Below are 23,767 nucleotides of genomic sequence, written 5' to 3'. Positions count from 1 at the left end.
GTTCGGGTTTGCCTGAGCGCTGGCGGCAGCCTAGAGTGAAGCGCGCAGATCACGAGAACAGCATGACCAGCCCCACCCCGCTCGATCCGAGTACCGCCCGCCTGCTGCCATGGATAGTCGCCATCGCCTTCTTCATGCAGACGCTGGACGGCACCATCCTCAATACCGCCCTCCCGGCCATGGCCCGCGACCTGGCCGAGGACCCGCTGCGCATGCAGTCGGTGGTGATCGCCTACATGCTCACCGTGGCGCTGCTGATCCCGGCCTCGGGCTGGATGGCCGACCGTTTCGGCACACGGCGCATCTTCTTCGGCGCCATCGCCCTGTTCAGCCTGGGTTCGCTGTTGTGCGCCCTGTCCACCTCGCTGGGCATGCTGATCGCGGCGCGTGTCATCCAGGGCCTCGGCGGTGCCCTGATGATGCCGGTGGGGCGCCTGGTGGTGCTGCGCGCCTATCCGCGCTCGGAGCTGGTGCGCATCATGAGCTTCATCACCCTGCCCGGCCTACTCGGACCGCTGATCGGTCCCACGCTCGGCGGCTGGCTGGTGGAAGTGGCCAGCTGGCACTGGATCTTCCTGATCAACCTGCCGGTCGGGCTGCTCGGTTGCTGGGCCGCGCTGCGGCACATGCCTGACCTACGCGGCCCGGAACGCAGCCGCTTCGACACGGCGGGCTTCCTGCTGTTCGGCGCCGCCATGCTGCTGATCACCGTGGCCCTGGAAGGCCTCGGCGAACTGCACCTGCCGACCCTGCGCGTGGTCCTGCTGCTGCTCGGCGGCATGGCCTGCCTCGCCGCCTACTGGCTACGCGCCGGGCGTATCGAACACCCCCTGTTCGCCCCCTCGCTGTTCCACACCCGCAGCTTCGCCGTGGGCATCATCGGCAACCTCTTCGCCCGCCTGGGCAGCGGCGCGCTGCCCTTTCTCACCCCGCTGCTGCTGCAACTGGCGATGGGCTATTCCCCGGCTCAGGCCGGCATGAGCCTGATTCCCCTGGCCCTGGCCGCCATGGCGGTGAAGCCCCTGGCCAAGCCGCTGATCGAACGCATCGGCTACCGCAATATCCTCACCAGCAACACCCTGCTGCTCGGCGCCCTGATCGCCAGCCTGGCGCTGGTGGATGCCGGGACCTCGACCCTGCAACTGATCGTCCAGCTGAGCCTGATCGGCGCCTGCAACTCGCTGCAGTTCACCGCGATGAACACCGTGACCCTGATCGACCTGGACAACCGCGACGCCAGCAGCGGCAACAGCCTGCTGTCGGTGGTGGTGCAACTGGCGATGGGCCTCGGCGTCGCCTCCGCAGCCGCCCTGCTCAGTGGCTTCAGCCAGGAATTCGCAGGTGACGGCCAGGTGCTCCAGGCGTTCCAGGCCACCTACCTGTGCGTGGGCCTGCTGTCGATGCTGGCCGCCGCGATCTTCCTCCAGCTGGATCCCCGGGAGGGACGCGGCGGGCGGACCGTACAGCTGCCGACGGACGACTGAAGAACTGCCGGCATCATTACAGAAGCGCCGGACCCGGCCTGCTACACTGCGGCCCTGTTTCACCAGCCCCGAGCCCTTGCCGTGACCGCCAACGCCTTCGCCAGCCTTCCCCTTTCCGCCGCCATGCAGGCCAATCTCGCCGCCATCGGCTATGCCGAGATGACGCCCATCCAGGCCGCCAGCCTGCCGCTGATGCTCAAGGGCCGTGACCTGATCGCCCAGGCCAAGACCGGCAGCGGCAAGACCGCGGCCTTCGGCATCGGCCTGCTGCATCCGCTCAACCCGCGCTACTTCGGCTGCCAGGCCCTGGTGCTGTGCCCGACCCGCGAGCTGGCCGACCAGGTGGCCAAGGAGCTGCGCCGCCTGGCCCGCGCCGCCGACAACATCAAGGTCCTCACCCTCTGCGGTGGCGTACCCTTCGGCCCGCAGATCGGCTCGCTGGAGCACGGCGCGCACGTCATCGTCGGCACACCGGGACGCGTGCAGGAGCACCTGCGCAAGGGCACGCTGAAGGTCGACGGCCTCAACACCCTGGTGCTCGACGAGGCCGACCGCATGCTCGACATGGGCTTCGTCGACAGCATCAGCGAGATCATCGAGCAGACCCCGGCCCGGCGCCAGACGCTGCTGTTCTCCGCCACCTATCCGGCCGGCATCGAACAGCTCGCCGCACGTTTCCTGCGCAACCCGGAGCGGGTCGAGGTCGAGGCACTGCACGACGACGGGCAGATCGAACAACGCTTCTACGAGATCGCCCCGAGCCAGCGCATGGAGGCGGTCAGCACCTTGCTGCGGCATTTGCGCAAGCAGCCGGTCGTGGCCTTCTGCGCCACGCGCCAGCAATGCGACGAGCTGGCCAGGCAACTGGAGGCGGAGAAGATTTCCGCCGCAGCCCTGCACGGCGACCTGGAGCAGCGCGAGCGCGACCAGATCCTCGCCCTGTTCGCCAACCGCAGCCTCAGCGTGCTGGTGGCCACCGACGTCGCTGCACGCGGCCTGGACATCGCCGGCCTGGAGATGGTGATCAACGTCGAGCTGAGCCGGGATGCCGAGGTACACATCCACCGCATCGGCCGCAGCGGACGGGCCGGTGAGAAAGGCCTGGCCCTGAGCCTGGTGGCGCCGGCCGAAGCCGGCCGCGCCCAGGCCATCGAAGCCCTGCAGGGCAAGGAACTGGCCTGGTACCCGCTGCCCGCCGCGAAAGCCAGCGGTGAGCCGCTGCTGCCGCCGATGCACACCCTGTGCATCGCCGCCGGGCGCAAGGACAAGCTGCGCCCAGGTGACATTCTCGGCGCGCTGACCGGGGACGCGGGCATCGGTGGCGACCAGGTCGGCAAGATCGCCCTGTTCGATCACCAGGCCTATGTCGCCGTTCAGCGCGACGTCGCCCGCAAGGCCCTGAGTCGCCTTGCGGAGGGCAAGATCAAGGGCCGATCTTTGCGTGTGCGTCTAGTGTAAGGCTGATATAAAGCATTAAATGGCCTGGGGCCGGAGTCACCCATGCGCAATATTCTGGTCATCGAAGACAGCCCGCTGGTACTGAAGATCCTCGAGCATCTGTTCCGCCAGGAACCGGATCTGGAGCCGATCTTCTGTGCCTCGCTGGCCGAAGCCGAAGTGATGCTGGACACCTCCTCCGACCTGTTCTTCGCCGCCATCGTCGACCTGCACCTGCCGGACGCGCCCAATGGCGAGAGCGTCGACCTGGTGATGCGCTATCACCTGCCCTGCATCGTGCTCAGTGGCAGCTACAACGAGCAGCGCCGCGACGAGCTGCTGATGAAGGGCGTGGTCGACTACGTGCTCAAGGAAAGCCAGCACTCCTACGAATACGCCTTCCGCCTGTTGCACCGGCTCGATCACAACAGTCACATCAAGATCCTCATCGCCGACGACTCCGACGCCCAGCGCCACTACATCCGCCATATTCTCGAGCCGCACCACTACCAGATAATCGAGGCCCGCGACGGCAAGGAGACCCTGCGTCAGCTCAACGAGCATCCGGACCTCGACCTGCTGGTGCTCGATCACTCCATGCCCGGCGTCAGCGGCTTCGAGCTGGTCAAGCTGCTGCGGCAGAAGCTGCGGCTCAACGACCTGATCATCATCGGTGTCTCCGCCGACCCCAAGGGTTCGCTCAGCGCCCAGTTCATCAAGCACGGGGCCGACGATTTCCTGCGCAAGCCGTTCTGCCCCGAGGAACTGAACTGCCGGGTGATGTCGACCCTGGAGCGCCGCGACCTGCTGCGCGCCCTGAAGAAAGCCGCCGAATACGATGCCCTGACCGGGCTGAGAAACCGCCGCGCGTTCTACGAACAGGGCATGCAGATTCTGCAGCAGGCCCAGCGCGACAGCCGCCACATCAGCGTGGCGATGCTCGACCTCGATCATTTCAAGCAGATCAACGACGGCTTCGGCCACGCCAGCGGCGACAGCGCGCTGGTGGTCTTCGCCCGCGCTCTGAGCAGTTTTTTCCCGGACATGCTCCTGGGGCGCCTCGGCGGCGAGGAATTCGCCCTGCTCACGCTGCACGGCGCCGATCACGTGGACCAGGCACTGGAGAAGCTGCGCCAGCACTGCGCCGGCCTGCACTACGCCGTCGGTGCGCCGCCGCTGTCGTTCAGCGCCGGGCTGTATCACGGCGAGCCGGAGGACCTGGAGAGCCTGCTGCACGAGGCCGATATCCGCCTGTACCGGGCCAAGCAGCAGGGCCGCGCCCGCACCGTTCTGGCCTGATCAGAAGCCGTGGCGGCGAAACGTCGCGGCATAGCTGCCATCATCGCGCATGGCCTGGATCGCCGCATCGAAGCGCTCGACGATCGCCTTGTGCTCGGGATGACTCAGACGCACCAGAATGTGCAGGCCGTTCTCGCTCAGCGGCTGCGGCAGGAACTCCAGACCATCACGCAGCATGCTCAGGCTGCGCCCTAGCTGATGCCGCGCCACCAGTTCATCCTCTAGCGCCAGCTCCACCCGCCCGGCGTTGAGCATGCGCGCGGCGATCTCGAAGCTGCTGACGCCGACCTTGTGCAGGTCCGGGTCGTTGTCGAATGCCTTGGAGTAGGCGTAGCCCCTGACCACCGCAATGCTGTGCGGATAGAGATCGGCCAGGCGCTGAAAGCGGATATCGCCGCCCTTGCGCTGCAGGAAGCGGATGCGATTGATCAGGTACGGCTGCGAGAAATGACCGAACCGCGTGCGTTCCACGCTGTACCAGGCATTGATCAGCACATCGTAGTCACCCCGTTTGAGCCCCAGCACGGCTCGCTCCCAGGGCACCTCGGCATAGTGGGTGCGGTATCCGGCACGCTCGAGGGCCTGCTCCACCAGGTCACTGGCCAGGCCGTTGCCGGGTAGCCGCTGATCGGTGAACGGTGGCCAGGGGTCGGCCACCAGCCGCAACGATTCGGCCGCCGCCAACGCAGGCAACGACATCAGCAGCAACAGCCAGGCGCGCAACAGGGGCATCGACGGCGGTCCATCCGGGGTGGGCCCCTGTAGTGATAGCAGCCCTGATGGCCAGCGTCACTGTCTCGCCCCTGACACAGCCACAAATGCCCTGGGGTCTGCACACTTCGCCGCCATGCCGGCCTCGACCGCTTCGGGTAAACTTCGCGGGTTTTCGCGCAGCCGATCCTGCGCCAGCCAGGGGAATCTTTCGTGTTGCAAACCGAGGTACTGATCATCGGCGCGGGTGCCGCCGGCCTGATGTGCGCAGCCACTGCAGCGGCCCGCGGGCGCAAGGTGCTGGTGCTGGACCATGCCAACAAGGCCGGCAAGAAGATCCTCATGTCAGGAGGCGGTCGCTGCAACTTCACCAACCTGTACTGCGAGCCGGCCAACTTCCTCTCCGGCAACCCGCACTTCTGCAAATCGGCGCTGGCGCGCTTCACCCAGTGGGACTTCATCGGCCTGGTGGCCAAGCATGCTGTGCCCTACCACGAGAAGAAGCTCGGCCAGCTGTTCTGCGACCACAAGTCCAGCGACATCCTCGAGCTGCTGCTGGCCGAATGCGCCGAGTCAGGCGCCGAGATTCGCCTGAACACGGCCGTGCAGAGCATCGACAACGCCGCACAGGGCTTCCTCCTGCACACCGACCTGGGCGAGGTGGCCTGCCAGTCGCTGGTGATCGCCACCGGTGGCCTGTCCATCCCGACCCTGGGCGCCACCGGCTTCGGCTACCAGGTGGCCAGGCAGTTCGGCCATACGCTGCTGCCGACCCGCGCCGGCCTGGTGCCCTTCACGGTCACCGAACCGCAGCTCAAGGCGCTGTGCGCGGAATTGTCCGGCACCTCGGTGGAGGACTGCCGGGTCAGTTGCAACGGCCAGAGCTTCGTCGAGAACATCCTCTTCACGCACCGTGGCCTCTCCGGCCCGGCGATCCTGCAGATATCGTCCTACTGGCAACCCGGCGACACCCTGCATATCGACCTGCTGCCGCACATCGACCTGCCCGAGTGGCTGGCCACGCAGCAGCGCGAGCGGGGCAACAGCGAGCTGAAGACCCTGCTGGCCGAGCTGTTCACCCGCAAGATGGCGACGCTGCTGGTCGACAGCTGGTTCGTCAACAAGCCGCTGAAGCAGTACACCCCGGCGGAACTGACGGCGATCGCCGAGCGCCTGTCCGACTGGCAACTGGTACCGGCCGGCACCGAGGGCTATCGCACCGCCGAGGTCACCCTGGGCGGGATCGACACCCACGAGGTGTCCTCGAAGACCCTGGAGTCGCTCAAGGTCCCCGGGCTGTACTTCATCGGCGAGGTGCTGGACGTCACCGGGCATCTCGGCGGCTTCAACTTCCAGTGGGCCTGGGCCTCGGGCTACGCCGCCGCCCAGTTCGTCTAGCAGAAGGCCGGGAACTGCCGGGGCAGCGCGCACTCTGCTACATACAGCACACGCGCCCGTGCGCGCCACAAGGACAGTCCCGCCCCATGACCCTCGAACAAGGCCAGATCTTCGCCATTCTCGTCGCCAGCATGGGGCTGTTCATCTGGGGCCGCTGGCGGCACGACGTGGTCGCCCTCGGCGCCCTGCTGGCCTGTGTCATCGTCGGCCTGGTACCCGAGCGCGATGCCTTCACCGGCTTCGGCCACCCGGCGGTGATCACCGTGGCCTGCGTGCTGGTGCTCAGCTACGGCCTGCAACGTACCGGCGCGGTCAACCGCCTGGCCCTGCGCCTGATTCCCAGTGGCTCCGGCGTGCTGCTGTCGATCGCCGCCCTGACCGGCCTGGGCGCCCTGCTGTCGGCGTTCATGAACAACGTCGGCGCCCTCGCCCTGCTGATGCCCATCGCCCTGCAGATCGCCTCGCGCCTGGAAATGCCGCCGGGGCGCATCCTCATGCCGCTGGCCTTCGGCACCATCCTCGGCGGCATGACCACGCTGATCGGCACGCCACCGAACCTGATCGTCTCCAGCTTTCGCGCACAGCACGGCGACGGCCCCTTCGCCATGTTCGACTTCAGCCCAGTCGGTGTCGCCGTGGCGCTGGCCGGCGTGCTGTTCATCACCCTGCTCGGCTGGCGCCTGGTCCCCAGACGCGAGGTAGGCAATGCCGCCAGCTTCGATACCGGCCACTACCTGACCGAGGCCCGGGTCAAGGAAGGTGGCGTGGCCCAGGGCAAGACCCTGCGCGAGATCGAGCAGTTGCTCGACGAAGCCGACGCCCAGGTGGTCGCCATGGTGCGCAACAAGCTGCGCCTGAGCGCGCCCAACCCGCGCCGGGTGCTGCAGGCCGACGACGTGCTGGTGATCGAGGCCGACCCGGAGGAACTGGGTGAAGTGCTCAGCCAGCTGGACCTGCTGCTGGAGGCCGCACGCGAGGCCGAGGAGGCGGAGCAACGCGAGGAGCAGGACAACGACAAGGACGCGGAAAAGAAGGACAGCAACGGCGACGAACGCACCCTGCTGGAACTGCTGGTCAAGCCGGACTCGTCGCTGATCGGACGATCCGCCAGCAGCACGCGCCTGCGCAGCCGCTACGCCATCAACCTGCTGGCCATCTCACGCCAGAGCCATCGTTCGATCAAGCGCCTGCGTTCGACCCTCATCCAGAACGGTGACGTGCTGCTGATGCAGGGCAGCGCCGAGGACATCGGCGAGTTCGCCAACGACTACGGCTGCGTGCCCCTGGCGGCGCGCGCCATCAACATCCCCGACCCGCGCCAGGCCAACCTGGCCCTCGGCATCATGCTCCTGGCCATTGCCGCGGCGGCCTTCGGCCTGCTCTCTGCGGCGATAGCCTTCGCCACCGGCGTACTGGCCTACATGCTGCTGCGCCTGGTGCCCCTGCGCGCCGTCTATGAGGCCATCGACTGGCCGGTGATCGTCCTGCTCGGCGCCCTGATTCCGGTGGCCGGGGCGATGTCATCGAGCGGCGCGGCCGACCTGCTGGCCCGCCTGCTGATGGAGCACCTGGCCCAGGGCAATCCAATCATCATCGTCATCCTGCTGCTGGTGGTGACCATGACCCTGTCAGACTTCATGAACAACGCCGCTACCGCCGCCGTGATGTGCCCGATCGCGCTGAGCGCCGCGAGCCAGCTCGGTGTCAGCCCGGATGCGCTGCTGATGGCCGTGGCCATCGGTGCCTCGTGCTCGTTCCTGACCCCCATCGGTCACCAGAACAACACACTGATCCTCAGCCCCGGCGGCTTTCGCTTCGGCGATTACTGGCGCCTGGGCCTGCCACTGGAGATTCTCGTGGTCGCGCTGAGCGTACCGATGCTGCTGTGGGTCTGGCCGCTGTAGAGGGTCTTCAGGGCGGCAGCGGCAGGCCGGGCAGCCATTTGTGGTAGATGGCGGCGAAGCTGCCATCGGCCTTCATCGCATCGAGCGCCTCTTGCCAGCGCGCCAGCAATCGCGGGTCGGTGTCCTGCGAAAAGGCGATGTAGGAATCACTGTGCAGGAACACCAGCAGCTGCTCCACCTCCCCCACGGCCAGCCCGCCACCGTCGAGCAGGGCATTGAGGCTGAGGTCATCCAGCGCCATCAGCTTGACCCGGCCACGCTTGAGCATGCGTATCACCTGGTCCGGGCCCGCCACCGGATACAGGTTGGTGAAGCCATGCGCCAGCAGGTGCTGATGGCTGTACCAGTCACGCGGTACCGCGATCTTGCCCACCTGGCGAGCCTGTTCGAAGTCATCCAGCTGCAGCCCGCTCCTGCGCAGGGCATAGAAGGACGTGGTGTTGCGCGTCAGCGGCCCGACCCAGTGAAACAGCTTCTCGCGCTCGGGGATGCGCATCGTGACGAACAACCCGGTATTCGGCCTGACCTGCGCCTGCTGGTAACCCCGTGCCCAGGGCACGACCTCGATGGGCGCCGTGTCGCCGGTGCGCCGCATGATCTCGAGCACCACCTCGGTGGCCAGACCGGTCGGCTTGCCATCGTCCCGGCTGAAGTTGATCGGCGGGTACTCTTCGGTATACAGCCGCAAGCGTTCGGCCTGCGCAACGCCCTGGAAACCGAAGCCAACGAGCAACGCCAACAACACATGCACACAGCGAGCGAACACGGCCGTATCCTCAAGCGCGAGATACCTCATTCAGCTTAGTCAGTGCACGCGCCGCCTGCCGCCAACGCTGGCGAACGGCGCGACACAGGACGACATCCCCTGCGGCTAGAGCTGCTCGAGCAGGCTGGCCGGTGAATGGAATTTCAACCCGTGCGCCTCGGCGACGCTGCCGCAGGTGATCACGCCGCGCGCGACGTTGAGACCGGCAAGCAGATGCGCATCGTCCTCCAGCGCCCTGCGCGTGCCCTTCTGCGCCAGCGCCACGACGAAGGGCAAGGTGGCGTTGTTCAACGCCAGGGTCGAGGTGCGTGCGACCGCCCCCGGCATGTTGGCCACGCAGTAATGCACGACATCGTCGACCACGTAGGTGGGCTCGGCATGCGTGGTGGCATGCGAGGTCTCAGCGCAGCCACCCTGGTCGATGGCCACGTCCACCAGCACAGCCCCGGCCTTCATCCGCTTGACCATCTCGGCGGTGACCAGCTTGGGCGCCGCCGCGCCGGGAATCAGCACACCACCGATCACCAGATCGGCGGCAAGCACCTGCTCACGCACCGCCGCGCGGGTCGAGTAGAGCGTGGTGATACGGTTGCCGTACTGGCTGTCGAGGCGGCGCAGGGCGTCCACGCTGCGGTCCAGCACGCTGACATCCGCCCCCAGCCCTACCGCCATCGCCAGTGCATGGCTGCCGACCACGCCACCGCCAAGAATCACCACCTTGCCAGGCGCCACGCCCGGCACGCCACCAAGCAGCACGCCACGGCCGCCGCGCGCCTTCTCCAGGCAGCCGGCGCCGGCCTGGATCGACATGCGCCCGGCCACCTCCGACATCGGCGCCAGCAACGGCAAGCGCCCCTGTGCATCGGTGACAGTCTCGTAGGCAATACAGGTAGCGCCGCCTGCCATCAGCTCTTCAGTCTGCGGACGATCGGGGGCCAGGTGCAGGTAGGTGAACAGCGTGTGCTGCGGCCGCAGCTTGGCGCGCTCCACCGCCAGGGGCTCCTTGACCTTGACGATCAACTGCCCCTGCTGGAACACCTCGCTCGAATGGCTGGCGATCTGGGCGCCCGCCTCACGGTAATCCTCGTCGGCGAAGCCGATGGCCGCACCGGCCTGGGTCTCGACCCATACCTCATGCCCCAGGGCCGTCAGCTCGGCAACCGATTGCGGCGTAAGGCCGACGCGGTATTCGTGGTTCTTGATTTCCTTGGGTACGCCGATTCGCATGACCGTCTCCAACCATTGCGGGCCAACAACCTCAAGTCTAGGAAAACGTGCGGCAGCTCACAGGAAAATCCATGAGAAATTTCGGCGCCGGCGTATTGATGGGGGAAGCCATGCGGACAGCGAGGCACCAGACCGAGAGCAATCAGGCGCCACGCAGCGGTAGCCGCTGACGGGTCCGAAGGAGGAACTCCAGCCGGCCAGATAGCGCGTGCCGGACGAATGCCAGGCCACAAGCCCGGCACTCGGGTTCGCCGGTACGGCTGCCGTCACTGCCCGAACAGCAGCTTGCGCGCTTCGGCGGTCAGCAGTGCCTGGGGATCTTCGTTGACCTTCTCCACCAGCGCATAGGCCCGTTGCACGGCCGGGCGTGCGCCGATGCGTTCGAGCCAGGCGGCCATGTTGGGGAAGTCCTCCAGCCGCTGCCGCTGCATCTCCCACAGCTTGGCCCAGGGATAGATGGCCATGTCGGCGATGGAGTAGTCGCCCGCCACGTAGTCGCGCCCGGCCAGCTGGCGATCCAGCACGCCGTACAGTCGCGCGGTCTCTTTCACGTAGCGCTCGATGGCATAGGGAATCGGCTCCGGCGCGTAACGCACGAAATGGTGGTTCTGCCCCGCCATCGGTCCGACACCGCCCATCTGCCAGTACAGCCACTGCAGGACCTCGAAGCGGGCACGCGTCTCGCGCGGCAGGAACTGGCCACTCTTGTCCGCCAGATATTCGAGGATCGCCCCGGACTCGAACAGCGCGATGGGCTCACCGCCGTCGGCCGGGGCATGATCGACGATGGCCGGAATGCGGTTGTTCGGTGCGATCTTGAGGAACTCGGGGGCGAACTGCTCGCCCTTGCCGATATGCACCGGGCGCACGCTGTACTCCAGCCCGGCTTCCTCGAGCAGGATGCTGACCTTGTGACCGTTCGGGGTGGTCCAGTAGTAAAGGTCGATCATTGGCTTTCCTCCACTTGGGTCGGGGCCCGTCTGACCGGGCCGTGAGTGCTTTCGTAAGCCTGCAGAATGCGCGAGAACCAGGCGCCGAAGGCCGAATCATCGGCCCAGGGCTGCACGCCCAGGCACCAGGCCCAGAACATCAGCCCGGCCAGCAGGTAGTCGCAACCGCCCGCCTCCTGGCCATCCAGATACGGCTGCTCGCTCAACCAACTCTCCAGCGGGGCGATGGCCTCGCGAAACAGCCGCTCGCCGCCTTCCGGGTCGGCGAACGCCTCCAGGCTCATGCCCAGCGCCTTCTCCCGGGTGCTGCGGAAATAGTCACGGTCGACCGGGTCGATCACCTGCCAGACGCGTGGCACCAGCATCTTCAGCAGCGGCATGCGCACCGCATGGAAGCTCAACTTCTCGACCAGGCGTGCCCGTTGGCTCGCCTGCGCGTCGCCCAGCAAGGGCTGCTGAGGGTAGCGTCGGTCGAGGTAGGCAAAAATGGCCAGGCTGTCGTTGATCGTTTCGTCGCCATCGGTCAGCACCGGCACCAGCTTCTGCCCAGAGAAGGCGATCGCCTCCTTGTCGGTGAAGTGAATCGGCCGGCTCTGCCAATCCAGCCCCTTGTGGGCCAGCGCCAGACGCACTCGCCAGCAGTAGGGTGAGAACAGCAGCTCGCGGTCGGCACCGCACAGTTCGAACAATTCCCGCATATCGCCTTCCTTTAAGAACCAATCAGTCCAAAATTAAGCGAACGAAGCCCCGCACAGGCGTCTTCATACGCCGTTCAAGCTCGCCATCACCACCGCCACGGTGGTTCGAATCGATGCGGCGGGCAGCCCCGACTTGACCTGGGTGCGCAGCCCGCTCATCACGCATTGCAGATAGCCGGCCAGCGCCACCCGATCGTCGCAGCCGCTCAGCTCGCCGCAAGCGACGGCGCGTTCCAGCGCCTGTTCGAAAATCTGGCAGATACCGGCCGTGGCCTGCTGCAGGACCGGCACCAGGGCCGGCTCCGACAGCGAAAACTCGTTGGCCACGTTGACCAGCATGCAGCCACGCGGCACACCATCGGGCCCATCGTCGTCGAGCACGCTGAGCAGGCGCTCGCGAATGAAGCCCAGCGGCGAGGCGCTGGCGGCCAGTTGCTCGAGCATCAGGGCACGACGCTGCGCCACGTACAGGCTGAACGCGGCGACGAACCAGGCCTGCTTGCTCGGGTAGGTCTGGTACAGGCTGCTCTTGGACAGGCCGGTGGCTGCCTGCAGGTCCTGTAGCGACGCGGCTTCATAGCCGCGCTGCCAGAACAGCTGCATGGCATTCTCCAGCGCCCGGTCCGGGCAGAAGCTCTTGGGGCGTCCACGTGTCGTCATGCCGCGAACTTTAGAACCGATCAGTCCATAAATCAATCCCAGCGCTGCGCGACGTCGCCGATACCCAGTGACCGCTGAGTTCCGGTAGGCTGCTCGCATCCTCTGCGATCAGGTCCGCCATGCCCCGTCCACGCCTTCGCCAATCACTGCGCCGCCTCTGGGCGCTGGACAAGTTCAGCGCCAGCCTGCGGGTGTTCATCGCCCTTGCCGGCGCACTGGCACTGTGTGGCTGGCAGGGCTGGACGCATGCGCTGATCCCGCTGTTTCTCGGCATCATCGCCAGCGCCCTGACCGAGACCGATGACAGCTGGCAGGGGCGCCTGGGCACGGTGCTGGTGACGCTGGTCTGTTTCAGCGCGGCGGCCTATGCCGTCGAGTGGCTGTTCCCTTATCCCTGGCTGTTCGTCGCTGCCCTGGCCCTGTCGGCATTCTGCCTGACCATGCTGGGCGCCCTTGGCGAGCGCTTCGCCACCCTCGGCTCCGGCACACTGATTCTCGCGGTATACAGCATGATCGGCGTGGAGCAGCGCGGCGGCGTCGCCGGCCTGTGGCTGGAACCCTTGCTGCTGGTGGCCGGCGCGGCCTGGTATGGCGTGCTGTCGGTGATCTGGCAGGGATTGTTCGCCCATCAGCCGGTCCAGCACAGCCTGGCCCGCCTGTTTCGCGAGTTGGGCAAGTACCTCAAGCTCAAGGCTGCGCTGTTCGAGCCGCTGCGCCAGCTCGATGTCGAGCAGCGACGCCTGGCCCTGGCGCAACAGAACGGCCGGGTGGTGTCGGCACTCAACGCCGCCAAGGAGATCATTCTGCATCGGGTCGGCAATGGCCGCCCCGGCCCCAAGGTCAATCGCTACCTGAAGCTGTACTTCCTCGCCCAGGACATTCACGAGCGCGCCAGCTCGTCGCACTACCCCTACAACGAACTGGCCGAGGCCTTCTTCCACAGCGACGTGCTGTTCCGCTGCCAACGCCTGTTGCGTTTGCACGGCGAAGCCTGCCAACGCCTGGCCGGCGCCATCGAGCTGCGCCAGCCGTTCGAGTACCGCGAACTGTGCAGCCAGGCCCTGGAAGACCTGCACGCCTCGCTCGATCACCTGCACCTGCAGAGCAACCCGGCCTGGCGCCACCTGCTGCGCTCACTGGGGGCGCTGGCCGGCAACCTGGCCACCCTCGACCAGTTGCTCGGCAATGCCAGCAATCCCGATGCCCTGGCCGACGAGCAGGACAGCAGCCTGCTGGACCGCGAGCCACATTCGCTGCGCGAAGTCGGGGAGCGCATCAGCCAGCAGCTCACCCCCACCTCGCTGCTGTTCCGCCATGCCCTGCGCCTGTCCATCGCCCTGGCCGCGGGCTATGGCCTGCTGCACCTGATCCACCCGACGCAGGGCTACTGGATCCTGTTGACCACGCTGTTCGTCTGCCAACCGAACTACGGCGCCACCCGTCTCAAGCTGGTGCAGCGCATCGCCGGCACGCTGCTCGGCCTCGGCATCGGCTGGGCGCTGTTCGACCTGTTCCCCGACCCGCGCATCCAGGTGCTGTTCGCGGTGGTCGCCGGGGTGGCGTTCTTCGCCACCCGCAGCACGCGCTACACCCTGGCCACAGCGGCAATCACCCTGCTGGTGCTGTTCTGCTTCAACCAGATCGGCGACGGCCACGGCCTGTTCATGCCACGCCTGATCGATACCCTGCTCGGTGGCCTGCTCGCCGGCCTGGCGGTGTTCCTGATCCTCCCAGACTGGCAGGGTCGGCGCCTGGGCAACATGCTGGCCAACACCCTGAGCTGCAACAGCGCCTATCTGCGGCAGATCATCGCCCAGTACGCCCAGGGCAAGCGCGACGACCTCGGTTATCGCCTGGCGCGGCGCAACGCGCACAATGCCGACGCCGCACTGTCCACGACCCTCGGCAACATGCTCATGGAGCCGGGGCACTTCCGCAAGGACGCCGACCTGGGCTTCCGCTTCCTGGTGCTCTCGCACACCCTGCTCAGCTACCTCTCGGGACTCGGCGCACACCGCGGCGAGCAACTGCCCCAGGCGACCCAGGCCCAGTTGCTGGAACAGGCCGAGAAACTCGCCGGCAGCCTGGACGACATCGCCGCCGGCCTGCGCGGCGAGCGGCCACTGGCGATCCACAGCGACGAGGAACAGACCCTGGCGCAGAACCTGGAGCAGACCGCCGATGACGCCGACGAGCGCCAGCGCTTGGTGCAGACGCAGTTGGCGCTGATCTGCCGCCAGCTGGCACCGTTGCGGACCTTGGGCGCGCACCTGCACAAGGACGCCCGACCCCCGAGGCACTAGCTGTCGCGGGAGGCTTTCTGCCACTATTCGTGGCATGCCGGTTCTCCAGGCCCAGCCCATGCCAGCCAATCGACGCCCCACCGCTGACTTTTCGGTCTCGCTGCCGGGCCTGCTCATGGTGCTCTGCCTGCTGCTGGCCCGCCCGGCGGCGCACGCCGAGATGCGCCTCGCCGAGCACACGCCGACGCAGGATCTGTACGGCCAGGTCGACTTCCTGGCCGATCCGCAGGGCACATCGAGCCTGGCCGAGGTCATGCGCAGCGATGCGCCATTCCACAGCTCGCTGACCCGACGCGACCTGAGCTTCGGCTATATAACCGGCGTGATCTGGTTGCGCCTGCCACTGCTGTCGGAGGCGGAGCACACGCGCACCTGGCGCCTGGAGCTCAGCTATGCCTCGCTGGACGAAGTGCGCCTGTACGATGTCGGCGCCGACGGCATCCGGCAGTCACGCAGCGGAGACACCGTGCCCTATGCCCAGCGCAGTGTCGGCCACCGCAACCCCGTGTTCGACATCGTCCTGCAACCGGGAGAGCGCCGCACGCTGTACCTGCGTGTCGACTCACGCGGCAGCATGACCCTCAGCGGCACCCTGATGTCGCTGCGCGACTTCGAACAGCACAGCCAGATTGGTTACCTGGTGCATGCCATCTACTTCGGCGTGCTGATCGCCCTGGGCCTGTACAACCTGCTGCTGTTCCTGGCACTGCGCGAGCGTCCCTTTCTCAGCTACGTGTCGTTCATGTTCGCCTTCGCCCTCAGCGTGCTCTCGCTGAACGGCCTCGGCGCCCAGTATCTGTGGTCGCAGGCTGCCCCCTGGAGCAATCGCATGCTGCCGGTCAGCCTGACGCTGGCGGCACTGCTCTCAGTGGTATTCGCCCGCAGTTTCCTCGACACCCGCCAGTGGCTGCCGCGCTGGGACAAGGGGCTGCTGGTGCTGTGCGCCGCCATCGCCGCTGCCGTGCTGGCGACCATCGTGCTTCCCGTGCAACGGGCCCTGCAGCTCATGTCGCTGACCGGCCTGAGCGCCACCCTGACCCTGCTGCTCACCAGCTTCGTCTGCGTCGGCTACCGGGTACCCGGTGCCCGTCTGTTCGCCTTGGCCTGGCTGATGCTGCTGAGCGGCGCGGTGCTGCTGGCGCTGCGAAATTTCGCGCTGATCCCATCGAACTTCCTCACCCTCTACTCCATGCAGATCGGCTCAGGGCTGGAGATGATCCTGCTGTCCTTCGCCCTGGCTGCACGCTTCAACGAACTGAAACGGCAACGCGAAGCGGCCTTGCAACTCAACGAGCAGGTGCTGGCCAAGCGCGTGACCGAACGCACCCAGGCACTCGAGCATGCCAATCTGCGCCTCAGCGAGCTGGCCATGCAGGACCCACTGACCGGCCTGGCCAATCGCACTGCCCTGCAACAGTATCTGGAGCAGGCCCTGGCGCGCAGCAGCAGGCGCAACGAGCTGCTGGCGGTGATGCTGATCGACCTGGATGGTTTCAAACCGATCAACGACCAGCACGGCCATGCCTTCGGCGACCAGGTGCTGGCGGAAGTCGCACGGCGCATGCGCCAGTACGTCCGCGACGTCGACCTGCCCGCCCGGCTCGGCGGCGACGAGTTCGTGGTGGTCTGCGAGAACGTGCAATCGGCCGACGCGGCGCAGGACCTCGCCAGGCGTTTGCTGGAGGGGCTCGACACACCCATGTACCTAGAGGGTCGGGCCGTACGGGTCGGTGCCAGCATCGGTGTAGCCCTGACTCAGGGTCACGAGGATGCCACCGACCTGATCCGCCAGGCCGACAGCGCCATGTACCAGGCCAAGGCCCAGGGCCGCAACCGCGTCTGCCTGGCGCAGCCCTGAGGGATCAGGCCTTGGCGCACGCCTCCAGCTGTAACGGCATGCAGTGTTCGAGCAGCCCCATTTCGATGGAGTAGCGGATCAGCTCGGTGTCGCGCTCCAGCCCCAGCTTCTGCATGGCGGTAGTCTTCTGCGTACTGATGGTTTTCTTGCTGCGATGCAGGCGCTCAGCGATCTCGTTGACCTTCAGCCCCGAAACGAACAGGCGCACCACTTCCAGTTCGCGCGGGCTCAGCACACCGAAGCCGGCCCTGCGTGGGCTGTTGTTCATCAGCGTGGCGATGCGCGGTGACAGGTAGCGCCCCTTGGCCATCGCCCCCTGGATGGCCGGCAGCAGATGGCTGAGCGGGTCGCGCTTGCTGAGGATGCAGGAAATACCCGACGAAGCCAGTGCATGGAGGATGCTCGGATTCTCCTGCATGGTCAGCACCACGATATTGAGGTTGGGATACTTGCGCCGGATCAGCTGGAACAGGCTCAACCCACCGCTGTGCCCGGCGGCGGGGAGGATATAACCCGACAGCAGCACATCGAAGTCCTGGTCATGGCCTTCGAGCCGCTCCAACAAACGCGCCGGCCCCTGCACCGAGTCCACGATGGAAACACCATGGCTGGCAAACAGCGTCTGCCTTATACCGGCACAGACAACAGGATGGTCGTCCGCGACCAGCAAGCGAATCATTTCATTGTTCATTGTATAAACCCTATCTCTGATGACAGTCCCTGTCGCAGGCTTGCCCCGTATGCCTCAGCAGTCGGCCGGAGCACCCAGCACGCACAAACATGACGCAGCAGAAGCCGATAGCAACGCACGCTGTGGCATTGACAGCGCCACCCAATGATAATGACTTGCAAATACATTCTTTGATCTTGTGACGTTATCTCAGAATTGCCCGCCCTCCCCTGGCGACGCGCCGGTGCTGGCCGCTCACAGATAAGTCAGTGTCAAGGTCACCGAGGCAAGCACTGCTCCGGCACCCACCTGTGTAGAGGCCTGGTAGTAACGCACCCGGTAAGGCAGGGTGTTCAGGCCACGGGTCAACCCCGCCAGCTGCTTGGGCTGACCGAGCTCCACTGGCGCATTGGTGGTGCCGTCGAGTAACTGCAAGCCCACCCCCGTTGCCGCAGCACCCGACGTCAGCGCAAGCACTCCGGGAGCGTTGGAGCTGTGTGGCGTTCCGTCCATGCGCAGCCGGACGACACCGTTCACGACATTCTCACACTGCAGAACGATGTCGAATGACTGCTCGCCTTGCGTCGAACCCACCCCGGAAAAGCGGTTGCGGGACACAGGCGCCAGCGTAACGGTCTGATCAGGGTTGCCGAAAAGGCGACATGATGAGGGAGGAGGCGCAATCCAGGCGGACTGGATGTTGACTTGCAGGTAGCGGTTATAACCAGCGGTGCGCAAGCTCGCATAGTTGCCAGGCGTAATCATGCCGGCACCAAGCGTAGTGCTGGTCGCCACCAGTTCAAGCTTGAGCTCTCTCCAGCCTTGCGCCGTCAACATCCCGGTGAACAGGAAAGGAATAGGCTGCTGCCATTCGCTTCCGGCATAGAGTCCCTCCGGTTGCAGGCTGACTCGATAACCGACCCCCTGGACGTGGGTCCGGTATACGCCGGGCAACATTGTGCTCGAACTCTCGGCGACGAAGGTCCCTGTGGCGTAACCCTTGCCCAGCAGGCATCTCAATAGATAGAACGGGGACCTGACCGGCTGTCTCGACTCCGCGAGGACTTGACCGATCTGGAGCGGGCCTGCAGGCAGCGTGATCGGCGCGGAGAAGTTGAAGGCATAGACACCCTGGTCGAAACCGCGCTCCCATAGACAGGTTGCATGGGCAAGTGGCGCAGCACTTACGAGCGCCGTCAGCCATAACAAGCGAAAAAGAGAGTGTGTAAACAGCGGCGCGATCATCGGCAGGTCTCCTTCAAGTTTCTGATCGGCGTCTGCAGCGTCTCCTGCGACACGCGGTAGGCCACGGTACAGCTCGCAGCCCCGGCGCCCCAGCTCACGCTCAGCTCACCCGCAGGTGCGGCCCCCGCGACATAGGCCAACCCCTCGGGGCCAACCAGGCCCAGCTCCTGACCACTGGTGTCTGCAATCCGCGCCCCAAAGGGCAAGGGTTCTCCCTGTGCATCGCTCAACTGCAGCATCAACCGGTAGCCACTGCGGGCCTCGAACGGCGCCAGCACCACGGCGCCACGGGTCGGCACTACCTCCTGGACGGCCGTCAGCACCTCGACATTCCCCCCCAGCCCGTTCAACGACAGCGCCAGGCGGTTGCTGCGGTAGGGCGTCAGGCTCGGGACGACCGCATAGCCGCTCCCGTCCGTGCGCACGCCCACCTGGGACTGCAGCGCCAGACCCTCGGCATCAGGTATCCGCACCAGCGCTATGGTCTCCCCCAGCGGTTGAGACAGCGTGAGGCCATCGGCATGCGCGACCATCCCACCGGACAGTCCCAGGTTGGTCTGTTCATAACCCTCGCCTTGGCTGTGCCCCAGATCGACCCGCCCATAGCGCCCCCGGTAACCCAGGTTGAGGCTACCCCTGGAGCCTTGTTCGTCGGAACGATCGACGGTCACGCCGTAGTCGAGGTTGCGGTCATCGAGGGTGTTGCCGAAGAGACTGGCCTGCTGATACAAGCGCTGGTCACTACCACGAGACACCGAGTACATACCCGAGGCGCCAGAAGAACCCAGCGGTATGCTCAAAGACAGCATCAACTGGCGCTCTGGAGCAGCGAACGGCGTGCGGTACTGGTTGTAGTAGAGGTTGTAGCTGAGCTGCCGGTAGCTACCGGAAACCCCCAGTTGCACGAAACGCTCCTGGCCGCCGCTGCCCCAGTAACGCTGCTGCCGTGCGGAGAAGAACAATGCCCCCCAACGCCCCATAGACTGCGACAGGTCCACCTGCAGTTCGCTGCGCCGGTCGAGGAACGGCAGCTCATTGCTCTCCAGCGCCTGCATCTGCACCGCCTCGGGAAAGCTGCGAAAGCCAGGGGTCGAATAGCGGTAACCGGCCACGCGAAAAGTCGTGTCCGTACGTTCCAGCGTCTTGGCATAGAGCAGCCGTAGCGACTGTCCGGAGAGGTGCCCCTGGTCACTACGCGTGCGAGCGTCCGACAGGTCAAGGGACAGCGCCCCGAAACCCAGCATGTTCTTGCCCACCCCCAGCAGCCCCGCCTGGTAGCCCTGCCCTAGCAGCACACCACCATACAACGAGAAGTCACCAGACAACCCACGCGCCAGGGTGCCCTGAAAGAAGTAGGGGCGCAGCCGTTCATCCTCATAGCCGGTACGGTACTCACCGGCACTCAGTTCATAGCGCCAGCGCCCCTCGCGCAACAGTGTCGGCACCGAAGAGAACGCCTGCGTATAGCGAACCTGGCGGCCGTCGGCCTCCAGAATAGTGACCTCCAGATCGCCACCGTTGGCAGTCGGATAGAGGTCGTCCAAAGTGAACTGCCCAGGTGCGACGTAAGTGCTGTAGATGATGAAGCCATTCTGTCGTACGACCACACGCGCGTTGCTCTGCGCCACGCCGCGGACAGTCGGGGCGTAGGCGCGCAGGCTATCCGGCAGCATCGCCTCGTCCGAGCTGAGCTGTACACCGCGAAACTGAAAGCCGTCGAACAACTCTCCCAGGGTGTTACCGTCGCCCACCAGCAACTGGCCACCCAGCGCCTGGATATCCCGCTGGGCATAAGTGCGCCCGTCCTGCCAGCTGCGCTGACCGAGACGATCACGGTTATAGGTGAGTTGCTGACGCAGGCGCCAACTGCCCAGATTGAGCCCACCATGCATACGGCCGAACAACGTGTTGCTCGATCCGCCCCCGGCACGCCCCTCATCATTGCGCGCCAGACTCAACTGGTAATCGAACAGGGCCGCGTTCATCCCCTGGTCCCAAAGGCGGGGATCGATCGTCCCCCGCGCCTTGCGCGACAGCGCCGCCTGCGGAATGCTCAAGCGCAGACGCTGCGCAGCCGCATCGTAATCGACACGGGCCTCGGCAAGCTGCGCCTCCAGATCGATACAGGTTTCCTGCAGCGTCGTACTCACGGCAGGTAAGGCCGCCAGGTTCAAGCCCCACTCACCCAACTGCTCGGCACTCAGGCAAGGCCGGGCGTCGCTCCCTGCCTCACGCTCGACGAAGCGGACCGTAAATCGTCCCAGCAGGACATCGTTGCGCAGCACATCGACTCGGTACTCACCCGCCAGCACCCGGCTACCGAAGGCGAACATCGACAGGTCAACATCCGCCGGACCACCGCCCAGCTCAAGAAACGCCTCATTGAACACCGTGGCAACGGGCTCAGCAGCATGGACGAGCACTGCACCCAACAACGCCCAGGCACACAGGCACCGGCCCAAGGGGCCCTGCCGAACCGCGCGCACCTCAGAAGGCTCGGTTTTTTGAACTGATCGAGGAGCGAGGATCGATCCGCACCGGCTCATGCTCCAAGGGCACTTCGACGTGCTCCTTTTCCGAAAGGCCGCCATAGTCATTGATGACGGCGAATTCCACGCTGACGGCCTGTGGCGCGCGAATCGACGTCAGCGGGTACTCGCGCATCTGATAGGGAGGGACCATGTCCGGCGCGATGTTCTCCGTACCAGGGCGGACCCGCATCACACCGAAGGTCACATGATACGGCGTGGGATTTTCCACACGCAGCACCGCGCCACCGTCGCGATCAGCCCGCACGGACCACTTCAGCTCGTTGCGCGCCTCCTCGGCACGATTACCGCCAAGTGCTGCAGGACGATAGAACAGCTTGATCCGCGTGCGGATAGCCAGTTGCAGCACGTTATCCTGCTGCACCTTCTCCGGAATCTCCTTGACGTTGATCCAGAACACCGACTCGCGATCTTGCGGCAGGTCATCCAGCACCCGCATCACACGCAACATGTTCTCGACATTCGGATCGAGCCGGGACAACGGCGGCACCAGCAGGAACGGCGTCTTGGTACGCCCCTCTCCATCGTCCACCCAGGCCTGCACCACGTAGGGACGGTCACCCTCGTTCTTGATCGCGAGCGCGGCCTCGTGATTGCTCTCCAGAAAGATCAGCCGTGTGGCGCCCAGTTGCACGGCCGCATCTGCCGACGCGCAACACAGCATGAGCAAAGCAGCCCGCAACGATCTACGGACGACCAAGCCATTGAGAGAAAACATACGTCCTCCCGAACGGTAGCGCGCGACAGCCGGTCAGTGAAAAAGCCCACGCGCAACAAAACTCCGGCGCCTGGCGACGCCGGAGATGACAGAGTTTTTATTGGTAGCTCACCGTGAACTGGGCCATCGCATTGGCAGCCCCCGGCCGAACCTGAGTGCTTGTGGAAACATAGGCCGCCTGGAACTGCAGCTCGTTATCACCCTGACGCAGCTGGAAGTTCTGTGAGGCCGCTCCAGGGTTTACAACCTGCCGCCCTCCGCCAGTTGAAATCTGAATACCGACACCCGTCGCACCTCCAGTGACCGCCAGCAGGGTAGCGTTGGCCGGATCAGCCGTTGCTGCGAAGGTCACACGTGCCGTCTTGGCCACAACGCCACAGCCCGTCAGCTTGATGGTGAAGTCAACGAGCGGAGAGCGAGTACCGACGCCGCCAGCAGCCAATACGGAGTTGGAAATCTGGCCTAGATCTACGGTCTGATTCGCGTCCCCACCCATGATCGAGCAAGGCGCGTCGATGATCGACCCACTGAAGTTAACCGTACCATCCTTGGCAAGTACTCCCTGGGCAGTTACACCCAAAGCCAGCGCAAGAGCAGCTTTGAGCGTGGTAAGAGCGTTCATAACTTCCTCCACTTATGCAGTCATAAACCAACAACTATTGTAATAAGACATATTTTCCCACAGCCGATAAATAATCCCAGAACGCTCGAAACCAGAACATAGGAATAGGCCCAAAATAACAATAGGATTTAACTTATTTTGAGGAAACCAATAGGACTACCCCTATGACGAACGATACCCACTGACAATTCATGCCACAACGACTTCCATTGAAAGCGCAAGTGCGACAAGCCAACCCAAGAAGAAAAAACAATATTGTTTCGAGCAGTTTATCCGCATGAACCGCACATAAGAATTGCGGCACATATGCCAAGGGCGAAGTGGTTTTCAGCGAATAGACAAGACAGGCGAAGAATCAATGCCGAACGCACTCAGAGCGGCTCGACCCGCTCAAGGCGATAGCCGTAGCCATAGATAGAGGCCAGGCACCAGCCGTATTCGGGCGACAGCTTCAGTTTGCTGCGCAGGCGATAGATCATGGTGTCCAGCGGGCGCGAAGAGTAGCGCTCGCCCTGCGGCCAGAAACGGTCATAGAGATACGAGCGCGACAGCGAGCGGCCGAGGTTTTCCATCAGGCAACGCGCCACGTAGTACTCCCGCTCGGTCAGCAACGTAGCACTGCAGTCACGCGTCACGGTGCGCCCGGCGTCATCGAACAGTAGGTCGAAGTAGACATGAAAGCGGCGGACCTGGCCCTCGGCGGCCTGGATACGGCGGCGATTCACCACCAGAATGCGTGCGTGCAGTTCGTATTCGCTGAACGGCTTGTGGATGAAGTCCTCGGCGCCAGCGTTAATGGCCTTGACGATGTCTCCCTCTGCACTGCCGCCAGTCAGCACAATGACCGGAGGGGGTACCTCAAGGTGCTCCTGCACCCAGCACAACAAGGCGTAGCCGCTCATGCCCGATAGGTACCAGTCGATGATCAGCAGGTCGAAGTTCTCGCGCTTGAGGCGCCGCAGCAGGTCTTCTCCCGAACTGAAGCCGTGCACCGTCCAGTCGAAACCACTCGCCCTGGAATAGCTACTGATAACCTTCAATGCCCGATCCAGACAGATCTCTTCATCATCCAAGACAGCTATCCTCATGGACGCCCCCTATTATTCTTAAAACAGCGCCACTCACCTTATCGCCAGGGCGTACTCGGATTCACCCTAGAATCTGAGATAGTGTTACAAGCAGGCACCGAACAATATCACTACCGTATTATTAAATCGCATTTAATTGACTTATAGGCAACAGCCTATCGACCTATAGGTTTTGCCTTA

Annotated in this window: 19 protein-coding genes; 7 read left to right on the top strand and 12 right to left on the bottom strand. The window is 64.9% G+C overall.

Translation table 11 applies throughout. From position 1 onward, the window contains the following. The first annotated feature begins 35 nt into the window (after window positions 1-35). From mdtD to EWH21_RS03495, 3 genes are all read left to right on the top strand, one after another. Window positions 36-1,484, top strand: coding sequence for a multidrug transporter subunit MdtD (gene mdtD, locus EWH21_RS03505; protein ID WP_277699800.1), 1,449 nt, complete (start codon window positions 36-38; stop codon window positions 1,482-1,484). Between the two features lie 81 nt (window positions 1,485-1,565). After that, window positions 1,566-2,942 carry an ATP-dependent RNA helicase DbpA gene (gene dbpA, locus EWH21_RS03500; RefSeq protein WP_277699799.1) on the top strand — a complete coding sequence of 459 codons (1,377 nt, stop codon included), beginning with the start codon at window positions 1,566-1,568 and terminating at the stop codon, window positions 2,940-2,942. Window positions 2,943-2,984: 42 nt separating this feature from the next. Further along, a complete protein-coding gene (locus EWH21_RS03495; RefSeq protein WP_152487681.1) occupies window positions 2,985-4,220 on the top strand; it encodes a diguanylate cyclase in 1,236 nt (411 codons plus the stop codon). Here the strand turns inward: EWH21_RS03495 and EWH21_RS03490 are convergent, their stop codons facing one another. After that, window positions 4,221-4,952, bottom strand: a complete 732-nt coding sequence (locus tag EWH21_RS03490) for a transporter substrate-binding domain-containing protein (RefSeq protein WP_150607705.1) — start codon at window positions 4,950-4,952, stop codon at window positions 4,221-4,223. A 192-nt stretch (window positions 4,953-5,144) separates the two neighbouring features. Here EWH21_RS03490 and EWH21_RS03485 point away from each other — a divergent pair, with 192 nt between their 5' ends. Beyond that, window positions 5,145-6,329 carry an NAD(P)/FAD-dependent oxidoreductase gene (locus tag EWH21_RS03485; protein WP_277699798.1) on the top strand — a complete coding sequence of 395 codons (1,185 nt, stop codon included), beginning with the start codon at window positions 5,145-5,147 and terminating at the stop codon, window positions 6,327-6,329. Between the two features lie 86 nt (window positions 6,330-6,415). Further along, window positions 6,416-8,233 (top strand): SLC13 family permease, encoded by a 1,818-nt coding sequence (locus EWH21_RS03480; protein ID WP_277699797.1) that lies wholly within the window; start codon window positions 6,416-6,418, stop codon window positions 8,231-8,233. A gap of 7 nt (window positions 8,234-8,240) precedes the next feature. Here EWH21_RS03480 and EWH21_RS03475 read toward each other — a convergent pair whose 3' ends face one another. The 5 genes from EWH21_RS03475 to EWH21_RS03455 all read right to left on the bottom strand — a co-directional run bounded on the left by EWH21_RS03475 (window position 8,241) and on the right by EWH21_RS03455 (window position 12,534). Next, window positions 8,241-8,999 carry a transporter substrate-binding domain-containing protein gene (locus EWH21_RS03475; protein ID WP_277699796.1) on the bottom strand — a complete coding sequence of 253 codons (759 nt, stop codon included), beginning with the start codon at window positions 8,997-8,999 and terminating at the stop codon, window positions 8,241-8,243. Window positions 9,000-9,104: 105 nt separating this feature from the next. Continuing rightward, entirely contained in the window at window positions 9,105-10,226 is a 1,122-nt protein-coding gene (gene ald, locus EWH21_RS03470; RefSeq protein ID WP_047593006.1) for an alanine dehydrogenase, read from the bottom strand. A 266-nt stretch (window positions 10,227-10,492) separates the two neighbouring features. Then, window positions 10,493-11,176, bottom strand: a complete 684-nt coding sequence (locus tag EWH21_RS03465) for a glutathione S-transferase N-terminal domain-containing protein (protein ID WP_277699795.1) — start codon at window positions 11,174-11,176, stop codon at window positions 10,493-10,495. Beyond that, a complete protein-coding gene (locus EWH21_RS03460; RefSeq protein ID WP_175253265.1) occupies window positions 11,173-11,874 on the bottom strand; it encodes a glutathione S-transferase N-terminal domain-containing protein in 702 nt (233 codons plus the stop codon). The genes EWH21_RS03465 and EWH21_RS03460 overlap by 4 nt, the downstream gene beginning before the upstream one ends. Window positions 11,875-11,937: 63 nt before the next feature. Continuing rightward, the gene (locus EWH21_RS03455; RefSeq protein ID WP_277699794.1) at window positions 11,938-12,534 is read right to left on the bottom strand and encodes a TetR/AcrR family transcriptional regulator; all 597 of its coding nucleotides are present in this window, start codon (window positions 12,532-12,534) and stop codon (window positions 11,938-11,940) included. 119 nt (window positions 12,535-12,653) lie between these two features. Between EWH21_RS03455 and yccS the strand changes: the two genes are divergently transcribed. Beyond that, window positions 12,654-14,837 carry a YccS family putative transporter gene (gene yccS / locus EWH21_RS03450; protein ID WP_277699793.1) on the top strand — a complete coding sequence of 728 codons (2,184 nt, stop codon included), beginning with the start codon at window positions 12,654-12,656 and terminating at the stop codon, window positions 14,835-14,837. A 58-nt stretch (window positions 14,838-14,895) separates the two neighbouring features. After that, entirely contained in the window at window positions 14,896-16,695 is a 1,800-nt protein-coding gene (locus tag EWH21_RS03445; RefSeq protein WP_277699792.1) for a diguanylate cyclase, read from the top strand. A gap of 4 nt (window positions 16,696-16,699) precedes the next feature. Here EWH21_RS03445 and EWH21_RS03440 read toward each other — a convergent pair whose 3' ends face one another. The 6 genes from EWH21_RS03440 to EWH21_RS03415 all read right to left on the bottom strand — a co-directional run bounded on the left by EWH21_RS03440 (window position 16,700) and on the right by EWH21_RS03415 (window position 23,587). Then, entirely contained in the window at window positions 16,700-17,374 is a 675-nt protein-coding gene (locus EWH21_RS03440) for a response regulator transcription factor (protein WP_277699791.1), read from the bottom strand. 246 nt (window positions 17,375-17,620) lie between these two features. Then, the gene (locus EWH21_RS03435; RefSeq protein WP_277699790.1) at window positions 17,621-18,610 is read right to left on the bottom strand and encodes a fimbrial protein; all 990 of its coding nucleotides are present in this window, start codon (window positions 18,608-18,610) and stop codon (window positions 17,621-17,623) included. Continuing rightward, window positions 18,607-21,033 carry a fimbria/pilus outer membrane usher protein gene (locus EWH21_RS03430; protein WP_277699789.1) on the bottom strand — a complete coding sequence of 809 codons (2,427 nt, stop codon included), beginning with the start codon at window positions 21,031-21,033 and terminating at the stop codon, window positions 18,607-18,609. Before EWH21_RS03430 ends, EWH21_RS03435 begins: the two co-directional genes overlap by 4 nt. A 64-nt stretch (window positions 21,034-21,097) precedes the next feature. Further along, window positions 21,098-21,877, bottom strand: a complete 780-nt coding sequence (locus tag EWH21_RS03425; protein ID WP_277699788.1) for a molecular chaperone — start codon at window positions 21,875-21,877, stop codon at window positions 21,098-21,100. 97 nt (window positions 21,878-21,974) lie between these two features. Further along, on the bottom strand, window positions 21,975-22,499 hold the full coding sequence (locus EWH21_RS03420) for a fimbrial protein (RefSeq protein ID WP_152487671.1): 525 nt from the start codon (window positions 22,497-22,499) through the stop codon (window positions 21,975-21,977). A gap of 371 nt (window positions 22,500-22,870) precedes the next feature. Continuing rightward, on the bottom strand, window positions 22,871-23,587 hold the full coding sequence (locus EWH21_RS03415; protein ID WP_277699787.1) for a response regulator transcription factor: 717 nt from the start codon (window positions 23,585-23,587) through the stop codon (window positions 22,871-22,873). Between the last annotated feature and the right edge of the window lie 180 nt (window positions 23,588-23,767).

The organism is Pseudomonas sp. REST10 (assembly GCF_029542605.1).
In the GTDB taxonomy this organism is placed as follows: domain Bacteria; phylum Pseudomonadota; class Gammaproteobacteria; order Pseudomonadales; family Pseudomonadaceae; genus Aquipseudomonas; species Aquipseudomonas khazarica.
Note: the sequence above shows the minus strand (reverse complement) of the source record. Positions and strands in the feature narration are given on the sequence as shown.